Source organism: Roseateles sp. PN1 (genome assembly GCF_038419725.1).
Taxonomy (GTDB): Bacteria; Pseudomonadota; Gammaproteobacteria; order Burkholderiales; family Burkholderiaceae_C; genus Paucibacter_A.
The window spans coordinates 200,738-217,365 of record NZ_JBCARA010000006.1 but is presented as its reverse complement, the minus strand read 5'-3'; the positions used below and the strand labels follow the sequence as shown (position 1 = coordinate 217,365).

Genomic DNA, 16,628 nt, shown 5'->3' with positions numbered 1-16,628 from the left:
CCCAATTATCTTTCAGAACAAGGTTTTACCGGTCAAACGTTGATGTTCGCGCAGGGCGAAACGGTCGGTCATACCGGCGATGTAGTCGGCGCAGGCGCGCGGAGCGTCGGCGGCGCCAGCAAAGTCGCTGGGTAGTTGCTGGGGGTCGGAGAAATAGATCCGAAACAGATCGCGCAAGACTTCCTCTGCCCGCAAGCGCGTCGCTTGCACTTGGGGGTGCCGGTAGAGTTCGGCGAACAAGAAACGCTTGAGCTGGGTGCTGGCCTGACGCATTTCAGGGCTGAAGCGAACCAAGGGTCCGGCTGCACGTACGGCATCGGCGTCGGCCGGCTGCGCCTGCGCCAAGGCTTGCGCGGTGGCATCGATCAGGTCGTAGACCTGGGCGGACAACATTCGCCGAATCGTTTCAAACAAGAGCCGCTTGCCCTGCAAGCTTGGGTAAGCCGCCAAGGCCTCGGCCATGAAGCGTTGCACCAAGGGCACCGCCTCCAGTTGTTCCAGGGTCAACAACCCGGAGCGCACGCCATCATCGATGTCGTGCGCGTTGTAGGCCACTTCATCCGCCAGATTGCACAACTGCGCTTCTAGGCTCGCTTGGCCGCCATGCACAAAGCGTGCGGCCACACCACCCGGCTCGCCCTCCTCCAACTGCAAGGCATTGCGCTTGGAGCAATGCTTGAGAATGCCCTCGCGGGTTTCGAAGCAGAGGTTCAGGCCGTCGTAGGCCGGATAACGCTGCTCCAGCTTGTCCACTACGCGCAAGGACTGCAGATTGTGCTCAAAGCCGCCATGAGCCTGCATGCACTCATCCAGCACATCCTGGCCGGCATGACCGAAAGGCGTATGGCCGAGGTCATGCGCCAAGGCGATGGCTTCGATCAAGTCCTCGTCTAGCCCCAAGCTGCGCCCCACCGAGCGGCCCAGTTGCGCGACCTCGAGGGAATGCGTCAGGCGGGTCCTGAACAGATCGCCCTCGTGATTGAGGAAGACCTGAGTCTTGTAGACCAGGCGCCGGAAAGCGGTGCAGTGGATGATGCGATCACGATCACGCTGGAACTCACTGCGCGTCGGCGCGGGCACTTCGGCATAACGGCGACCCCGGCTGCGGGAGGCATCACTGGCATATCTGGCGAGCACGTTGATCCTTGCTTGATCTATCCATCAGTCAGTTGTCGACCGATCGACCGTTCATTAGGTCGGTCGATCCGCCGTCTAGAAGCCTGGCCTAGCTGGCTAGCCTAGCCGCCCACGCTCAGGCGCGATGGCTGCGGATGACTTCGGCCACCACGGCGTCAGGCGCGGCGCGCATCACCGCACTGCCCAAGCCGTCGATCAACACAAAGCGAATCTCGCCGGCTTCGGCCTTTTTATCGACACGCATCAAGTCGAGATATCGCTCAACGCCCAAGTCCGGTGCCACCACCGGCAAACCTGCTCGCTCGATCAGCCGGCGCATGCGCGGCAGAAACTCAGCAGGCATCAAACCCAGGCGCACCGAAAGATCTGAAGCCATGACCATGCCGCAGCCCACCGCCTCGCCGTGCAACCAGGCGCCATAGCCCATGCCGGTTTCGATGGCATGGCCAAAGGTGTGGCCGAAATTCAGAATCGCACGCAAGCCCTGCTCACGCTCGTCCTGCCCCACCACCCAGGCTTTGATTTCGCAGCAGCGCTTCACCGCGTAAGCGAGTGCTGCCTTGTCACGCGCCAGCAAGGCCTCGATGTTGTCTTCGATCCATTGCAAGAAGGCCGCGTCAGCAATCGGGCCGTATTTGATGACCTCGGCCAGGCCGGCGGAAAGCTCGCGCTGCGGCAAGCTGTCCAGGCTGTCGAGGTCGGCAATGACGCGCTGCGGCTGGTAGAACGCGCCGATCATGTTCTTGCCCAGCGGATGATTGATGGCAGTCTTGCCGCCAACCGAGGAATCCACCTGGGCCAGCAAAGTGGTGGGCACCTGCACAAAAGGCACGCCGCGCATATAGACCGCCGCGGCAAAACCGGTCATATCGCCGATCACACCGCCGCCCAAGGCGAACAGCACGGTCTTGCGGTCACAGGCTTTGGCCAAGAGGCAATCAAAAATGTGGTTGAGCGAGTCCCAGGTCTTGAAGGCTTCGCCATCCGGCAAGATGACCTTTTCCACCCGCGCGTAGTGGCGCAACAAGCGCGCTTCTAGCTGCGGAAGAAAGAGCGGGGCCACCGTCTCGTTGCTGACGATCACGGCTGTCGCCGCGCGTGGCAAGTCTTGCCAACTGCTTTCGCTGGCCAATAGGCCAGGGCCGATCAGGATGTCGTAGGCTTCATGCGCCAGTTGGATGCCAACACATTGCGCGGGAGGATTGATGAGGCTTGCGTGTGGGTTTGCGACAGTCATGCCCCAAGTGTACGGGGCTGACGATGCAGCGATGGGCTGCCGGCAGCTTCAGCCGCGCTCAGCTTCGTTGAGCTGCACCAAGCTGCGCTCGGCCCCGACTGTGGCCGCCACCCGGCTTGGGTCCACGACACCAGCAAGCTCCAGCTGCATCAAGGCCATGTTGACCAAGCCATTGACGGTGGGCCGACCGGTCTCCAGCACGAAGTGGGCGCAGCGCCGATACAGCGGATTGCGCGCCGCATAGAGCTCCCGCAGCTTTTGCAGTGGGTCGCGCACCTGCAGCAGCGGCCGCTGCGTGTCATGCCGCAAGCGCCGGAACAACTCTTCCGGCGTGGAACGCAGATAAAGGACCGTGGACTGCTTGTGCAACAAATCGCGGTTCGCTTCACGTAGCACCGCACCACCACCCGTTGCCAGAACAAACTCGTCTGTGCGAGCCAGCAAAGCGGCAATCACCTCGCCCTCGACATCCCGAAAAGGCGCCTCGCCCTCGCGATCAAAAAAAGCACGAATCGTCTCGCCCAAGCGAGCTTCGATTTCGGTATCGGAATCGACAAATGGCACGCCAAGCTGGCGTGCCATTTGTCGCCCGACAGTGGATTTACCACTGCCGGGCATGCCGACCAAAGTGATGATGGTCACTGGCGGTGCAAAGTCAAAGCATCAATCTGGAACGGCGCACTGATTGCTCCTGGCAATGCCATAAGGGCTGGCGCGGAATGCGGGTGGAGGACTTTCGCGCTTGATGGCATCAGAGTCAACAGGAAGCAGGCTAGTCCAAGTTGCTGGCGGGCTACGCACGTCCGCAGCAACCGACAAAGTGAGGCCAACCCAACCCGCCAAACTCTTTGGATACTCAAGCTTCAACACCGCTTGACCCGATGCGTCGGTCTTCGTCGAGCCAATCAGGCTGACCGCAACGTCAGACTTTCTTGGCTCGAGGACATTGTTGCCATTGAAATCCTCACCCGACTCCAGTGTGCCGTTGCGATTGGCATCTTCGTTGGCGCAGAAAACAACATCGCCAAGCCTGGCAGAAAGGTCACTGGAATACCTCCCCGAAACCCACTTCTTGGAATCCCAGGCATATTCACCCTTAACGTAAGCGATCAAGTCAACCGAAGGTGTCACCTCTTGATTCCCGACTGGATTGCCTGCCGCATCGACGACCTGAACCACGAAGCGCTTAATGTAGGTCAGCGCCGAGGCCCCCACCTGAATGGTGTCGTCCGTGCCTACGGTAACCGCCAGGCCTTCAGCAACAACCGTCAACGGAACCGTGGTCGAGTTGGGGCAGGTACCGACATCAAAGTCAGCGTAGTCCCAGCAGGCCCGCACAATGACGCCACCTGTAGCGCTAGCCGTCGTACCAGCACGGTAACTGGTCACTGCAGCACCTTGCGGATCGGAATAGACCAGATCCGTACCCGAACTCAAGGTTCCATTCGGGTTGCTGCTGCCATTGAAGTCAAATCGCACCCGTACATTTTGAACGGGCGTACTTTCTGCGGCCAAGAAAACTGCCTTGATTTGGGATTGATTGCTAGTCGTGGCAGTGTTGACCTTCAACACATTGGGTGTCGCCGACACCGGTGCAGGCAATGAAGTAATGACTTTATTCGCAGGAGGAATGGTGATTACTCCCGACTTGATTAAGACATTCTGCGTTACCGAGACACCGGCAGCGGTTGCGACAAACGCAAGATTGCCAGCGGAATTTGGCGCCACGTAATTGAATTTGTAATAGCCGTTGTCGTCAGTTGTGCCCGTGCTGGTGGCAACGCCGGGAGCAGTAACCGTCACCGGGAACTTGGTCATCGGTGTTCCGTTGACGTCATTCAACCGGTACTCGATCACGCCTGCTGCACCGGGTACGGTAGTTGCCGGCAAAGCGGTAGGCTGCAACTTCGCACCAGTGACTTGGAAACTTTCCGTCTTGCTCAATAAGCCGCTCTTCACAGTCAAGTTGATCAAACGATTCGACTTGTCGTCGCCAATCTTTACAACTGCCGTGAGTTCGCCGTTCTTGTCCGTAGTCGATCCTGAGGGTACGAACAGCGCATTGCTATCAACTGAAAACGTGACTGGTATGCCCGCGACAACGCTGCCGCTGTCTGCTTTGGCTGTCACCGTGACTGTGACCTGATCAGTGCCCGAGTTGTTGACCGTCCGCTTATCGAGCAAGACCGCAAGAGATGCGGCTTGAGGCAAGGTGACAGTGGAGTCAACCACCGCGAAACTGACCTTCTTGGAAATGGATCCGGTCGTGACGGTCAGCGAAATGGTGCGATTCGTTTTATCCGAGCCGATTTCAACCGTGGCCTGCAACTCGCCCTTATCGTCGGTCACGGTACCGGCAGGCTTGACAACGCCATTACTGTCGACAGCAAAGCTGACCGGAACTTTCGCAACTGCAGCTCGGTTGGCATCAATGGCAGTCACTGTCGCCTTGACTACTTCAGTACCAGTGTTCGGCACGCTGACCTTATCCAACACGATTGACAGGTCGGCCACGGTTGTCGCAGCAACTCCGCCACCCGTGCCACCGCCCAGCACAGGCTCCCCCGCCGACCCGCCGCCACCACAGGCGGCGAGCAGGCCGCTCAACAACACCGCCCCGGCCCATTGACCGAGACGACGTCCTAATAATTTCTCAATCTTCATCATGATTCGCAAATCTCCTGCCAAGCCAGCCCGCTCATTCGCAGGCTGCACCCTCATTGTTGCCTCGCCCGCACACCCGCATTGCAGCAGAGTGCCGGCACTTCAATCTCTCAATTAGCGCACCGTAGCGCGCTCACTCACGACCTTCGGTGTCAGGAAGATCAGCAACTCAGTCTTGGATGAGGTGCGCGACTTGCTCTTGAACAAGTTGCCCAAGTAAGGCACGTCACCCAACAGGGGTACCTTCTGCACAGACTCGCCCTCGTCTTGCGTGAAGATGCCGCCGATCACCACGGTGCCGCCGTTCTCAACCAAGACCTGTGTTTTCACATGCTTGTTGTTGATGGCATAGCCCTGCGGGGTCAATGTGCCGCGGCTGTCTTTGTTGACGTCCACATCCAGAATGACGCTGCCTTCGGGCGTGATCTGTGGCGTCACCTCCAGCTTCAGCACAGCCTTCTTGAACTGGATGGAGGTGGCGCCGCTGGAGGTCGCCACTTGGTAGGGCAGCTCTTCACCCTGCTCAATCAAAGCCTTGACCTGGTCGGCAGTGATGACGCGCGGGCTGGACACGATCTTGCCCTTCCCATCAGCTTCCAGGGCCGAGATTTCCAGGTTCAAGAATCGGTTAGCCGTAGCGCTGAACAAAGACAGTGCAAAGGAAGCCGCACTGGCAGCGGCACCAAAGCTGTCCGAAGTCACATTGGCCGGCAAGTTGACGAACTGGGTATTGGCGTAGTCGTTGACGTTGTTCTGCTGGGTTTGATAGCCCACACCGGTGTAATTGCCGCCGGTCGTCACGTAGTTGGCGCCGCCCAGGTTGTAGCCAGGAATGCCGCCTTGACGGCCGCGCAGATCATTCGCACCCAGCTTCACGCCGAGCGAGCGACCGAACTTGTCATCCGCTTCCACGATGCGCGCTTCGATCAAGACCTGGCGAACCGGGATGTCGATCTTGGCAATCATGGCCAGGATCTCCTCCAGCTTGCTCGGGATGTCGGTGACGAAGAGCTGATTGGTGCGAGTCTCGAAAATCACGCTGCCGCGCGGTGACAACAAGCGCGAAGAATTGCTAGCGCCAGCACCGCTACCCGCGCTACTGCCGCCGCTGGATTGCCCGCTGATGCCCTTGGCCACTTCTTCGGCCTTGGTGTAGTTCAGCTGAATGGATTGAGTGCGCACAGGTTCAAGGCTAGAGATCTGCGCCTTCGACTCGAGGTCCAGCTTTTCCTTGGCGGCCAGTTCGTCCTTAGGCGCAATCCACAGCACATTGCCGGACTTGCGCAGGCCCAGGCCCTTGGCTTGCATGATGATGTCCAAGGCCTGATCCCAAGGCACATCCTTCAAGCGCAGGGTGACATTGCCGGTCACGGTGTCGCTGGTCACCACGTTGAAGTTCGTGAAGTCGGCGATCACCTGCAGCAAAGCACGCACTTCAATGTTCTGGAAGTTCAGCGACAGCTTGTCGCCGGCATAGCCCGGGCCGGTCGTCAGCTTATTCGGGTCGACCTTTTGTGGGCGCACTTCCAGCACAAACTGGTTGTCGCTTTGGTAGGCGCTGTGCTCCCAATTGCCCTTGGGCTCAACCACCATGCGCACCTTGTCGCCGACCTGGCTGCTGGCGATGAACTGCACCGGGCTGCCGAAGTCACTCACGTCCAGACGGCGGCGCAGGCTCTCGGGCAGGCTGGAGCGCAGGAACTCCACCACCAGATTCTTGCCCTGCTGCTGAATGTCCACCCCCACCTGATTGCTGGGCAAATTGACGATCACGCGGCCGGCACCATCTTGGCCGCGGCGGAAATCAATGTCACGAATCGATTGCGCCTCGGCATTCAGGCTTTGCGAGAAATGCACGGGCTCATCGCTGCCCTTGGCGGCCGGGGCTGGCGCCGACTCCAGTGCCAGCACCAGGGCCGAGCCTTGCAACTCCGCTCGATAGCTGGAAGCTTGGCGCAGATTCAGCACCACACGCGTGCGCTCACCTGCTTGCGCGACGTTGGCCGAACGCAGATTGCCTTGATTGATCTCCACCATGGAGCGGCCGATGCCGTTGACCACACCGGGCAGGTCAATCGCGATACGCGGCGGCGTTTGCACCGTGAAGCCCTTGGGCACTTCGGTCAGCGCCTGCGTCAGCTCGATGCGGACAACCTCTACGCCCGCCTGCTGCTGGCTGGTGATGGATTTGATGGCCGTCTGCGCCAAGGCATGTGCCGAGCTCAGCAAGCCTACGGTGACGGCCAATGCCAGATTGCGCCAATGGCTCATCCTCGAAATCTCCTGGAAATTCTTGTTCATCGTCCCTGCTCCTGAAGCTGGAGGGTACTGCTACGTTCTGTCCATTCGCCTGCAGCGTCCTGAACGACTTCTCGCAAGGTGATATCGGTTTCGCTGATCTTCATGACCCGCCCGAAGTTCAAGCCGAGATAGTCGCCACTCTTGACTTGGTAAAGCAGGTTATCCACCCGCAGCAAGGCATAACGATTGTTCTGGCGCGTGATGCTGCCAACCATGGACATGCTGTCCAAAGGGAATGACTCCAGCGGCTCGCGCCGACGGTTCATCTCCGCCGTCAGCAAGGAGTTGGGCTGGGCCGCCTCCTGCTTGATGGCAACGCTGAGCTTTTGCGGGCTGAAAGGCTCCACGCCAGCACTCGCTTCATAAGGTTGCGGCAAGAATTTCTTTGGCGGCACCAAAGGGGTGATGGTGGCTTTGGCGTTGTCGCGCTCTTGCTTCATCCATTGGCCCAACTCTTCCGTGTCAGCGGCACAGCCGCCCAGCAAGGCACCGGCGATGAGCAGGGTCAATCCTGAGACTTGTTTGGCGTGGCTCACTTCTTAGCTCCCGCCGCAGCTTTGGCTGCATTCTTCTTTTGTTCAGCCACTTCCAAGGCATCCAGATAGCGATACGTCCGTGCGGTCGCCTCCATGCTCAGGCTATTGCTTGATGCATCCTTGCCGGTGGGCGCCAAAACCACCAGATTGTGCAACGTGACGATGCGCGAGAGATTGGAAACATCAGCAGCAAAGGAGCCGATATCGTGATATCGACCCGAGACGCGCAAGGCGATAGGCAGCTCGGCATAGTAGTCCTTGACCACCACTTGGCCAGGCCGAAACAGTTCAAACTGCAAGCCGCGCCCAAGTCCCGCCTGGTTGATATCGGACAGCAGCGCGTCCATCTCGGCCTTGCCGGGGAGCTGCTTTTCCAACTGGGTCACATACTCTTCGACCTGGCTTTTTTGCTTGCGCAACTCCGGCAGATTGACCGCCTGCGCGAGCTTGCCTCGGTAGTCTGACTTCAGAACTGGCTCGCGGTCTCGCTCGGCATCCAGGCCGGCCTGCACATCCGCCAGCATGAACACCCAGCCCAACACACACACAAGCAAAACGACCGCCAGGAATGAGGCCAACTTGGGCATCAAAGGCCATTGGCCGGGTTCATTGGGGTTAAGGCCACGGAACTGATCCGCAATGCCCTCGAACGCGGCACTGGGATCGAACTTCAAATTGATTGATTTAGCTGCCATGATGATCTTGGCCTGCGGCTTAGGGTTTCTGGGCCGCCGGCGCGCTGGCACCGCGGGCCTGGCCAGGCAGGCCATCCTTGCCATCTTTGGCTTGCGTATCGCGGACTGGCTCTTTGATCGAGATCTTCATGGAGAAATCGAACAAACGCTTCTGATCACGGCCACTGGTGCTCAGATTGGCTACCTTGACCTCCACCAGTTCAGGCCGATCCAGCCATTCGGAATGACGCGAAGTGTTGCGCAAGAACTCCGACACGCGCTCATTGGTCTGGGCGATGCCGGTGACCGTCACCACCTTGTCGGCCTGCCGGATGCCGGTCAGGTAAACGCCTTCCGGCGTGTGCTGAGCCAACTCATTGAGCAGTTGCACGGGGGTGTTGCGGTCGGTTTGCAAATCTTCCACCGCGCGCTGGCGGGACTTCAGCGCTTCAATTTCAGAGCGCAAATTGGCGATATCCTTGATTTGCTCGTCAAGCCGGGCAATTTCACCGCTCAGGTACTGATTGCGATTCTGCTGCTCCGAGGTCAGGTACTGCAGCAGCAAATAAGTAGCCGTCAACACGCCAACGCCGACCAAGGCCGCAAGGCCCAGACCGGCAAAAAATGCATTCTTGCGGCGCTTGCGCTTTTCTTCACGGTAAGGAAGAAGGTTAATCAGGATCACTGGAAAAACCTCCGCATCGCCAAGCCACATGCCGTCAGATAAGCCGGCGCCTCACGCTGCAGTTTGGATTCGCGCACCGCCGCGCCCAGGGACATGTTTTCAAATGGATTGACCACCATGCAAGCAAAGCCCGTCAATTCAGTCACCCGCTCCTTCAGGCCCGGCAATGTGGCGGTACCACCGGCCAGCATCACGTAGTGAACCTTGTGATGCGGCGTACTTGTAAAAAAGTATTGCAAAGCGCGACCAATTTCTTGCGACAGGCTATCGACAAAGGGATTCAAAACCACCGTCTCAAAATCCTCCGGCAGATCGTTGGCGAGTTTCTTCTGCTCGGCCTCTTCAAATGAAAACCCGTATTGACGCGATATCAATTGCGTCAATTGAGAGCCGCCGAAAGCCTGATCGCGGTCGTAAAGCATCTCCTCATCACGCAGCACCTTGAGGCTGGTGGTGTCGGCGCCAATCTCGAACAAGGCCACTAAAGCGTCCTTGCCGGCACCCGGCAAATTGGCAATCAAGCGGCCCATGGCCATGCGCGAGGCGTGCGATTCAATGTCCAGAATCACCGGGCGCAAGCCCGCCGCTTCGGCCAGGCCTTGGCGGTCCTGCACGCGGTCCTTGCGTGAGGCGGCGATCAGCACCTCGACATCACCGACCGAGGTCGGGCTGGGCCCGATAACGCAGAAGTCAAGACTCACCTCGTCCAGAGAGAACGGGATGTATTGATTGGCCTCGGCCTCGACCTGGATTTCCAATTCTTCATCGCGCAGGCCGGCGGGCAGCATGATTTTCTTAGTGATCACGGCCGACTGAGGCATGGCCAGAACGGCGTCGCGGGTCTTGCAACCGCTGCGAGCCACAACGCGGCGCACCGCATCGGCCACCTCGTCGAATTTCTCGATTTGGCCGTCAGTGATCCACCCCTTCTCGAATGACTCCGTGGCCAGTCGTTCCAGCACCATATCGCCGTTGGCCGCCTGGCTCAACTCCACCAACTTGACACTGCTTGAACTGATATCCAAGCCTATCATCGGCGGATGTTTACGCCTTAAAAGTACGTCAAGTATTCCCACGCCCCGAATCCCCCAGCGTTTTTGGCCCGGACTGTTAATAAGTTACTTGAATGCTAGCAGCAAAGCCCTTGAGTTCCCAAGAAACGCCCTGCATAGAAAGTAACACCACGTTGCGAAACATACACGGCCGAAGCCCAGGCAAAAGCCGGAAAAACAAGGCAAAACCCATTTGACAAGCGCGGCTCGCCTCGCTCTGCGGGCCTCGGCGAACTCGCTATTGGGCCGACAACACATGGGCCACTTACGCTGGCCGGCCACAAATCAGGCTTAGCCGCTGTTTCTATAATGGCCGCACTCATTCGGAGGCCCATGAGCGACACCCAGAAGAAATCCACTCAGAAATCCAACACTGAGTCCCGTTCCGCCAAGGCTCATCCTGTGGCGTCGTTGATTGGCAAGAGCCTGCTTTGGCTTAGCGGTCTGGCACTGGCCATGGTGCTGAGCATTGCTCTGTTGGCCGCCCTGGCATTGTCCTTGGCCTACCCGAATTTGCCGGACATCAGCGGCTTGACCGACTACCGGCCCAAGCTGCCGATGCGCGTGATGTCGGCCGATGGACTGGTGCTGGGTGAGTTTGGCGAAGAGCGCCGCAACTACCAGTCCATCAAAGACATCCCCAAGGTCATGCAAGACGCCGTGCTGGCGATTGAAGACGCGCGCTTCTATCAGCATGGCGGGGTTGACTATTTGGGCGTGATCCGCGCCGGGCTGGCCAATGTGGGCGAGTCACGCAGCCAAGGCGCTTCCACCATCACGATGCAGGTGGCGCGCAATTTCTACCTATCTACCGAAAAGACCCTGACGCGCAAGATCTACGAGATCTTGCTGGCCCTGAAGATCGAGAACGCGCTCAGCAAGGAGAAGATTCTCGAGATCTATATGAACCAGATCTTTCTGGGTCACCGGGCACACGGCTTTGCCGCCGCCAGTGAGATCTATTTCGGCAAGCCCCTGAAGGACGTCTCCATTGCCGAGGCCGCCATGCTGGCCGGCCTGCCCAAGGCCCCTTCGGCCTACAACCCGATCAACAACCCGCGCCGCGCCAATATTCGCCAGCAATACATCATCGAGCGCATGCTGGAGAACGGCTACATCACGGCCGATCAGCGCGACGCGGCCAAGGCCGAGGTGCTGCGCTACCGCACGGTCAATGAATCGCTGCCGCATGCCGAGTACGTGGCCGAAGCCGCCCGCCAACTGATCTTCAGCCAATACGGTGAAGACGCCTACACCCGTGGCCTGAACGTCTACCTGACGCTGCGGGCGGATGAACAGACCGCCGCCTACCGCGCCCTGCGCCGCGGCATCATGGACTACGAGCGCCGCCAGGTGTACCGTGGCCCCGAGGCCTATGCCGACCTGCCGGCTGAGCCCAAAGATGTAGATGTGCGCGTTGCCGAGGCCTTGGCCGATCACCCCGCCAATGACGAACTATTGGCAGCCGTGGTGCTGCAGGCCGATCCGAAAAAAGTGGTGGCGGCCTTGCAAAGCGGCGAGCTGGTCAATATCAGTGGCGAAGGCCTGAAGCCAGCCACCTCCGGCCTGGCCGAGAAGGGCAACCCCAAGACTCGCATCCGGCGAGGCGCCATCATCCGGGTCATCAAATCCACCCGGGCCGGCAAGGACGAATGGACTATCACCCAACTGCCCGAGGTCGAAGGCGCCTTCATCGCGCTGGATCCGCGCAACGGCCGCGTGCGCGCCCTGGTGGGCGGCTTTGATTACGCCAAGAACAAGTTCAACCATGTGACGCAGGCCTGGCGCCAGCCGGGCTCCAGCTTCAAGCCCTTCATCTATTCGGCCGCGCTGGAAAAAGGCTTCACGCCGGCCACCATCGTCAACGACGCACCGCTGTTCTTCGATGCCACCAGCACCGGCAGCCAGCCCTGGGAGCCCAAGAATTACGACGGCACCTTTGAAGGCCAAATGACGATGCGCCGCGCCCTGGCTCGATCCAAAAACATGGTGTCGATCCGGGTGCTCAACTCCATCGGCGTGCACTATGCCCAGCAATGGGTGACGCGTTTCGGCTTCGAGGCCGAGAAGCACCCCGCCTACCTCACCATGGCGCTGGGCGCTGGCTCGGTCACGCCCATGCAGATGGCGCAAGGCTTTGCGGTCTTTGCCAACGGCGGCTTGCGCGTCGCGCCACAGCTGATCGCCAAGCTGACCGACAACAAGGGCAAGCTCTTGTACGAGGCGCCGCAAGCCGATGCAGGCGAAGAGAGCCGCGTCATCGAGGCCCGCAATGCCTTCATGATGAGCAGCTTGTTGCAAGAAGTGACCCGCAGCGGCACGGCTGCCAAGGCGCAAGCGCAGCTCAAACGCCCCGATATCTACGGCAAAACCGGCACCACCAATGATTCGATGGACGCCTGGTTCGCTGGCTACCAGCAGGAAGTGGTGGCCGTGGTGTGGATCGGCTATGACCAGCCACGCAAGCTGGGCGACCGGGAAACCGGCGGCGGCTTGTCTCTCCCCGTGTGGATCGAATACATGAACTTTGCCCTACGCGGCAAGCCGGTGCAGGAGCCTGCAGCCCCAGAAGGCCTCGTCAACGTCGGTGGCGAGTGGTACTACGACGAGTACAGCGGCAACCAGGGTGTGCGCAGCCTGGCCGGTGATGAAAGCAAGCTGCCGGCGGCCGGCACCGAGGAAGAAAAGAAGAGCATCCTCGATCTATTCAAGCGCTGAGAAAGTCAGCGCCTTCCCAGCCTGCGCGGAGGCTAGGCTGGACAAATGGGCGTGGAACTCGCTGCTGGTCTTGGTGTCCAGCCATGCGCCAGCCACAAAGCGGAAGTGGTAGCCGCCCGCCTTTGCCGCCAGCCACAACTCCTGCAGCGGGGCCTGGGTGTTGATGATGATTTTGCTGCGGTCAGGAAAGCTCAACTCCAGCAGGCCGCCGGAGCGGTGGCTGTCGATATCGATGACATCAGCGTCCAGCCATTGATCGACCTGCGCCTCGATGCGATCCAAGACGGCGCGGGTGCGGGCGGCGTACTCGACGTCTGTCAAAGGGGTGGCAGCGGGTGCGGCAACTGCAGCGGCGGGATGATCAAGCGACATGAGGGCTAAACTTCCAAGATGAATCACGAAAAATCATCCCGCAGTGTAGGCCCGCAAGCCCAGCCCGAGGCCGCATCAGGGTCTTGCCGAGGCGCTCAGCTGCTGCTTGCCGCCCTGTTTGTAACACTGACCGGCTGCGGGCAAAAAGGCGCCCTCACCCTCCCTCAGGACGCAGTGAAACCAGCGACGGGCGCGGCAGCAGCATCAGGTTCTGCGGCCTCGGCCCCAGTTCTGGCGCCACGCTGACCTAGCACCGGCAGCAAAAAGCCGGCGCAACCCAAGCCGGCAAGGCTCAAGCAATCCGGTCTTCTTGCACCGCGTGGCAAGCCACGCGCACGCCCTGGAATTCCAGCATCTGCGGGCGCTCGCGCTGGCAGCGTTCATTGGCATGCGGGCAGCGCGGGTGGAAACTACAACCCGAGGGCGGGCTCAGCGGATTCGGCACCTCGCCCTGCACCGGCGTGCGGGCGCGCCCGCTCATATGGATGTCCGGGATCGCGTCCAGCAGCATGCGGGTGTAGGGATGGCGCGGCCGGGCGAATAGTTCGGCCTTGTCGGCCACCTCGACCAAGCGACCCAAATACATCACACCAACCTGATCCGCCACATGGCGCACCACGGCGAGGTTGTGGGAAATGAACAGATAGGTCAGCCCACGCTGGCGCTGCAAATCCTTCATGATGTTGAGCACCTGGGCCTGCACAGACACATCCAAGGCCGAGGTCGGCTCGTCGCAGACTAAAAACTCCGGCTGCGTCGCCAGCGCCCGGGCGATCGAGATGCGCTGCCGCTGACCGCCCGAAAACTGGTGTGGGAATTTCTCGGCATCCGCCGCGGCCAAACCCACCGACAGCAAAAGTTCGGCCACCCGCGCGCGCAACTCCGCTTCGCTGCCGATCAAGCCATGCTCGCGCAGCGGCTCAGCAATGATGTCTTGCACCTTCCAACGCGGATTCAGCGAGGCATAGGGATCCTGAAAAATCATCTGCATGCGCCGGCGCAAGGCCAGGGCACCGGGCGAGGCCAGGGTCTTGGCAATGTCCAGGCCGTCAACGCTGACCGTGCCACGGGTGGGCGGGTAAAGCCCCACCAACAAGCGCGCCACCGTGCTCTTGCCGCAGCCCGACTCGCCCACCAGCGCCAGCGTTTTGCCCTTGCCAATGCTGAAGCTCACCCCGTCCACCGCATGGACGAACTGGCGCTGCTTGCGCTCCAGCACCCGGTTCAACCAAGGCGCCGACACATCAAAAGTCTTGGCCAGGTCTTGAACCTCCACCAAGGGCTGCATCAGGACTTCAGAGGCACTCATGCGCGCGCCTCCTTCACTTCGCTCAGCCAGCAGGCGGCTTGTGTCTGGCCCACCGGCCGCAGCTCGGGCCGCTCGCTGCGGCAGCGCTCAAACACCTGTGGGCAACGCGGGTTGTAGGCGCAGCCGGTCGGGATGGCATTCAGGCGCGGCATGGCGCCATCAATTTGCAGCAAACGCTCACGGTCTTCGTCCATGGCGGGAATGGCGCCCATCAAGCCCGCCGTGTAGGGATGCGCGGGATGGTGAATCACTTCGGCCACCGGGCCGACCTCAACCACCCGGCCGGCATACAGCACGGCCACGCGATCACAGGTTTCGGCGATCACGCCCATATCGTGGGTCACCAGCATCACGGCCGCGCCCTGCTCTTTGCAGACCCGCTTGAGCAAGGCAATGATTTGCGCCTGGATGGACACATCCAGCGCGGTCGTCGGCTCATCGGCCACGATCAATTTGGGATTGGCGGCGAGCGCCAAGGCGATCACAACACGCTGGCGCATGCCGCCGGAGAACTGGTGGGGATACTGGTCGATGCGCGCCTCGGGGGCCGGAATGCCGGTCTGCGCCAGCAGCTCAATCGCACGCTGGCGGGCTTGCGCCTGACTCAGATCGAGGTGAGTGGTGATGGTTTCGATCAACTGCTGGCCCACGGTGTAAAGCGGGTTCAGCGAGGTCAGCGGGTCTTGAAAGATCGCGCCGATCTGGCGGCCGCGGATCTTGCGCATCTGCTCGTAAGGCAGGTTGTCGATGCGCTGTCCCTGCAGCAAGATCTCGCCACCGGCGATGCGCCCCGGCGGATCGAGCAAGCCGATGATGGCCGCGCCGGTCAGGGACTTGCCCGCGCCGGACTCGCCCACCACGCCGAGAATCTCACCCGGCGCAATATCAAAGCTGATGTCATCCAGGGCCAGCAAGGTGCCGCGCCGGCCGGGGAATTCCACGCGCAGATGGCGTACTTCAAGAAGCGGAGTGCTCATAACGTTCAACGTAAACGGGGATTGAGCGCGTCGCGCAGCCAGTCACCCAGCAAATTCACGCTGAGCGCGATCAGCACCAACATCAAGCCGGGCCAGATGGTGATCCACCATTCGCCGGAGAACAAAAAGTCATTGCCGACGCGGATCAAGGTGCCCAGCGAGGGGCTGGTGGGCGGCACACCCACACCCAGGAATGACAGGGTCGCTTCGGTGATGATGGCCGAGGCCACCTGGATGGTGGCCAACACCATCACCGGCCCCAGCACATTGGGCAGCACATGGCGGCGCATGATGCGGGCCGAGCTGACGCCGATCACACGGGCCGCCTGCACATATTCCTTGTTGCGCTCCACCATGGTGGAGCCGCGCACCGTGCGCGCGTATTGCACCCAGCCGGTCAGCGAGATGGCCAGAATCAGCACCCCGAAAGCCAGTGCATCATGGGCGTTAGGGAACATGGCGCGACCAACACCGTCGATCAGCAGCGCCACCAGGATGGACGGGAAAGACAGCATCACATCGCAGATGCGCATGATGAAGGCATCCACCTTGCCGCCCACAAAGCCAGCCAACAAGCCTAGGCCAACGCCAATCACCATGGACACCAATACCGAGGCCAGGCCCACAAACAAAGAGATGCGCGCGCCATACATCAAGGCCGAGAGCAAGTCGCGACCCTGGTCATCGGTGCCCAACAGGTATTTGCTGCTGCCACCCTCCATCCAGGCCGGCGGCAAGCGCGAGTCCATCAGCTCCAGCGAGGCCAGATCAAAGGGGTTGTGCGGCGCCACCACATCGGCGAAGACCGCGCAAATGACGCAGACCAGCGCCACCAAGGCCGCCACGATCGCAACCGGCGAGGACTTGAAGGAGTGCCAGACATCGCCGTCCAGAAAACGCGCCAGGGCGCCGGGCGCTTTGACAGCGGCAGACGCAGGGGTCGATGCCCCAGAAGGATTGCTCATC

At 60.5% G+C, this 16,628-nt stretch carries 15 protein-coding genes; 2 read left to right on the top strand and 13 right to left on the bottom strand.

Annotated features, from left to right (window positions below):
* Nucleotides 1-12: 12 nt before the first annotated feature.
* From AABB87_RS11850 to AABB87_RS11810, 9 genes are all read right to left on the bottom strand, one after another.
* Nucleotides 13-1,137 (bottom strand): deoxyguanosinetriphosphate triphosphohydrolase, encoded by a 1,125-nt coding sequence (locus AABB87_RS11850; RefSeq protein ID WP_341971441.1) that lies wholly within the window; start codon nt 1,135-1,137, stop codon nt 13-15.
* Nucleotides 1,138-1,252: 115 nt separating this feature from the next.
* Nucleotides 1,253-2,374: a 3-dehydroquinate synthase gene (gene aroB / locus AABB87_RS11845; RefSeq protein WP_341971440.1), complete on the bottom strand. Its 1,122-nt coding sequence runs from the start codon at nt 2,372-2,374 to the stop codon at nt 1,253-1,255.
* Nucleotides 2,375-2,422: 48 nt separating this feature from the next.
* On the bottom strand, nt 2,423-3,016 hold the full coding sequence (locus AABB87_RS11840) for a shikimate kinase (protein ID WP_341971439.1): 594 nt from the start codon (nt 3,014-3,016) through the stop codon (nt 2,423-2,425).
* A 21-nt stretch (nt 3,017-3,037) separates the two neighbouring features.
* Nucleotides 3,038-5,041 carry an Ig-like domain-containing protein gene (locus AABB87_RS11835; protein WP_341971438.1) on the bottom strand — a complete coding sequence of 668 codons (2,004 nt, stop codon included), beginning with the start codon at nt 5,039-5,041 and terminating at the stop codon, nt 3,038-3,040.
* 111 nt (nt 5,042-5,152) lie between these two features.
* The gene (gene pilQ, locus AABB87_RS11830; RefSeq protein WP_341971437.1) at nt 5,153-7,339 is read right to left on the bottom strand and encodes a type IV pilus secretin PilQ; all 2,187 of its coding nucleotides are present in this window, start codon (nt 7,337-7,339) and stop codon (nt 5,153-5,155) included.
* On the bottom strand, nt 7,336-7,875 hold the full coding sequence (locus AABB87_RS11825; protein ID WP_341971436.1) for a pilus assembly protein PilP: 540 nt from the start codon (nt 7,873-7,875) through the stop codon (nt 7,336-7,338). The genes pilQ and AABB87_RS11825 overlap by 4 nt, the downstream gene beginning before the upstream one ends.
* Nucleotides 7,872-8,570 carry a type 4a pilus biogenesis protein PilO gene (locus AABB87_RS11820; RefSeq protein WP_341971435.1) on the bottom strand — a complete coding sequence of 233 codons (699 nt, stop codon included), beginning with the start codon at nt 8,568-8,570 and terminating at the stop codon, nt 7,872-7,874. Before AABB87_RS11820 ends, AABB87_RS11825 begins: the two co-directional genes overlap by 4 nt.
* A gap of 19 nt (nt 8,571-8,589) precedes the next feature.
* Nucleotides 8,590-9,234, bottom strand: coding sequence for a PilN domain-containing protein (locus AABB87_RS11815; RefSeq protein ID WP_341971434.1), 645 nt, complete (start codon nt 9,232-9,234; stop codon nt 8,590-8,592).
* Complete coding sequence (locus tag AABB87_RS11810; RefSeq protein ID WP_341971433.1) at nt 9,231-10,268, bottom strand: pilus assembly protein PilM; 1,038 nt, start codon at nt 10,266-10,268, stop codon at nt 9,231-9,233. The genes AABB87_RS11815 and AABB87_RS11810 overlap by 4 nt, the downstream gene beginning before the upstream one ends.
* 351 nt (nt 10,269-10,619) lie before the next feature.
* Here AABB87_RS11810 and AABB87_RS11805 point away from each other — a divergent pair, with 351 nt between their 5' ends.
* A complete protein-coding gene (locus AABB87_RS11805; protein ID WP_341971432.1) occupies nt 10,620-13,004 on the top strand; it encodes a penicillin-binding protein 1A in 2,385 nt (794 codons plus the stop codon).
* Here the strand turns inward: AABB87_RS11805 and cyaY are convergent.
* Complete coding sequence (cyaY, locus tag AABB87_RS11800) at nt 12,990-13,376, bottom strand: iron donor protein CyaY (RefSeq protein ID WP_341971430.1); 387 nt, start codon at nt 13,374-13,376, stop codon at nt 12,990-12,992. The genes AABB87_RS11805 and cyaY overlap by 15 nt on opposite strands.
* Before the next feature lie 18 nt (nt 13,377-13,394).
* Between cyaY and lptM the strand changes: the two genes are divergently transcribed.
* Nucleotides 13,395-13,622 carry an LPS translocon maturation chaperone LptM gene (gene lptM / locus AABB87_RS23070; RefSeq protein ID WP_445944859.1) on the top strand — a complete coding sequence of 76 codons (228 nt, stop codon included), beginning with the start codon at nt 13,395-13,397 and terminating at the stop codon, nt 13,620-13,622.
* Nucleotides 13,623-13,668: 46 nt separating this feature from the next.
* Here lptM and AABB87_RS11795 read toward each other — a convergent pair whose 3' ends face one another.
* The 3 genes from AABB87_RS11795 to AABB87_RS11785 are packed head-to-tail and all read right to left on the bottom strand — an operon-like array spanning nt 13,669 to nt 16,627.
* Nucleotides 13,669-14,685, bottom strand: a complete 1,017-nt coding sequence (locus AABB87_RS11795; protein ID WP_341971429.1) for an ABC transporter ATP-binding protein — start codon at nt 14,683-14,685, stop codon at nt 13,669-13,671.
* A complete protein-coding gene (locus AABB87_RS11790; RefSeq protein ID WP_341971428.1) occupies nt 14,682-15,662 on the bottom strand; it encodes an ABC transporter ATP-binding protein in 981 nt (326 codons plus the stop codon). Before AABB87_RS11790 ends, AABB87_RS11795 begins: the two co-directional genes overlap by 4 nt.
* A gap of 5 nt (nt 15,663-15,667) precedes the next feature.
* Entirely contained in the window at nt 15,668-16,627 is a 960-nt protein-coding gene (locus tag AABB87_RS11785; RefSeq protein WP_341971504.1) for an ABC transporter permease, read from the bottom strand.
* Nucleotide 16,628 lies beyond the last annotated feature (1 nt).

Bases quoted from the DNA above. Each gene is read 5' to 3' on its own strand.
- aroB (WP_341971440.1), bottom strand. From the start codon at position 2,374: ATGACTGTCGCAAACCCACACGCAAGCCTCATCAATCCTCCCGCGCAA.
- AABB87_RS11835 (WP_341971438.1), bottom strand. From the start codon at position 5,041: ATGATGAAGATTGAGAAATTATTAGGACGTCGTCTCGGTCAATGGGCC.
- pilQ (WP_341971437.1), bottom strand. From the start codon at position 7,339: ATGAACAAGAATTTCCAGGAGATTTCGAGGATGAGCCATTGGCGCAAT.
- AABB87_RS11820 (WP_341971435.1), bottom strand. From the start codon at position 8,570: ATGGCAGCTAAATCAATCAATTTGAAGTTCGATCCCAGTGCCGCGTTC.
- AABB87_RS11810 (WP_341971433.1), bottom strand. From the start codon at position 10,268: ATGATAGGCTTGGATATCAGTTCAAGCAGTGTCAAGTTGGTGGAGTTG.
- AABB87_RS11805 (WP_341971432.1), top strand. From the start codon at position 10,620: ATGAGCGACACCCAGAAGAAATCCACTCAGAAATCCAACACTGAGTCC.
- cyaY (WP_341971430.1), bottom strand. From the start codon at position 13,376: ATGTCGCTTGATCATCCCGCCGCTGCAGTTGCCGCACCCGCTGCCACC.
- lptM (WP_445944859.1), top strand. From the start codon at position 13,395: ATGAATCACGAAAAATCATCCCGCAGTGTAGGCCCGCAAGCCCAGCCC.
- AABB87_RS11795 (WP_341971429.1), bottom strand. From the start codon at position 14,685: ATGAGTGCCTCTGAAGTCCTGATGCAGCCCTTGGTGGAGGTTCAAGAC.
- AABB87_RS11790 (WP_341971428.1), bottom strand. From the start codon at position 15,662: ATGAGCACTCCGCTTCTTGAAGTACGCCATCTGCGCGTGGAATTCCCC.
- AABB87_RS11785 (WP_341971504.1), bottom strand. From the start codon at position 16,627: ATGAGCAATCCTTCTGGGGCATCGACCCCTGCGTCTGCCGCTGTCAAA.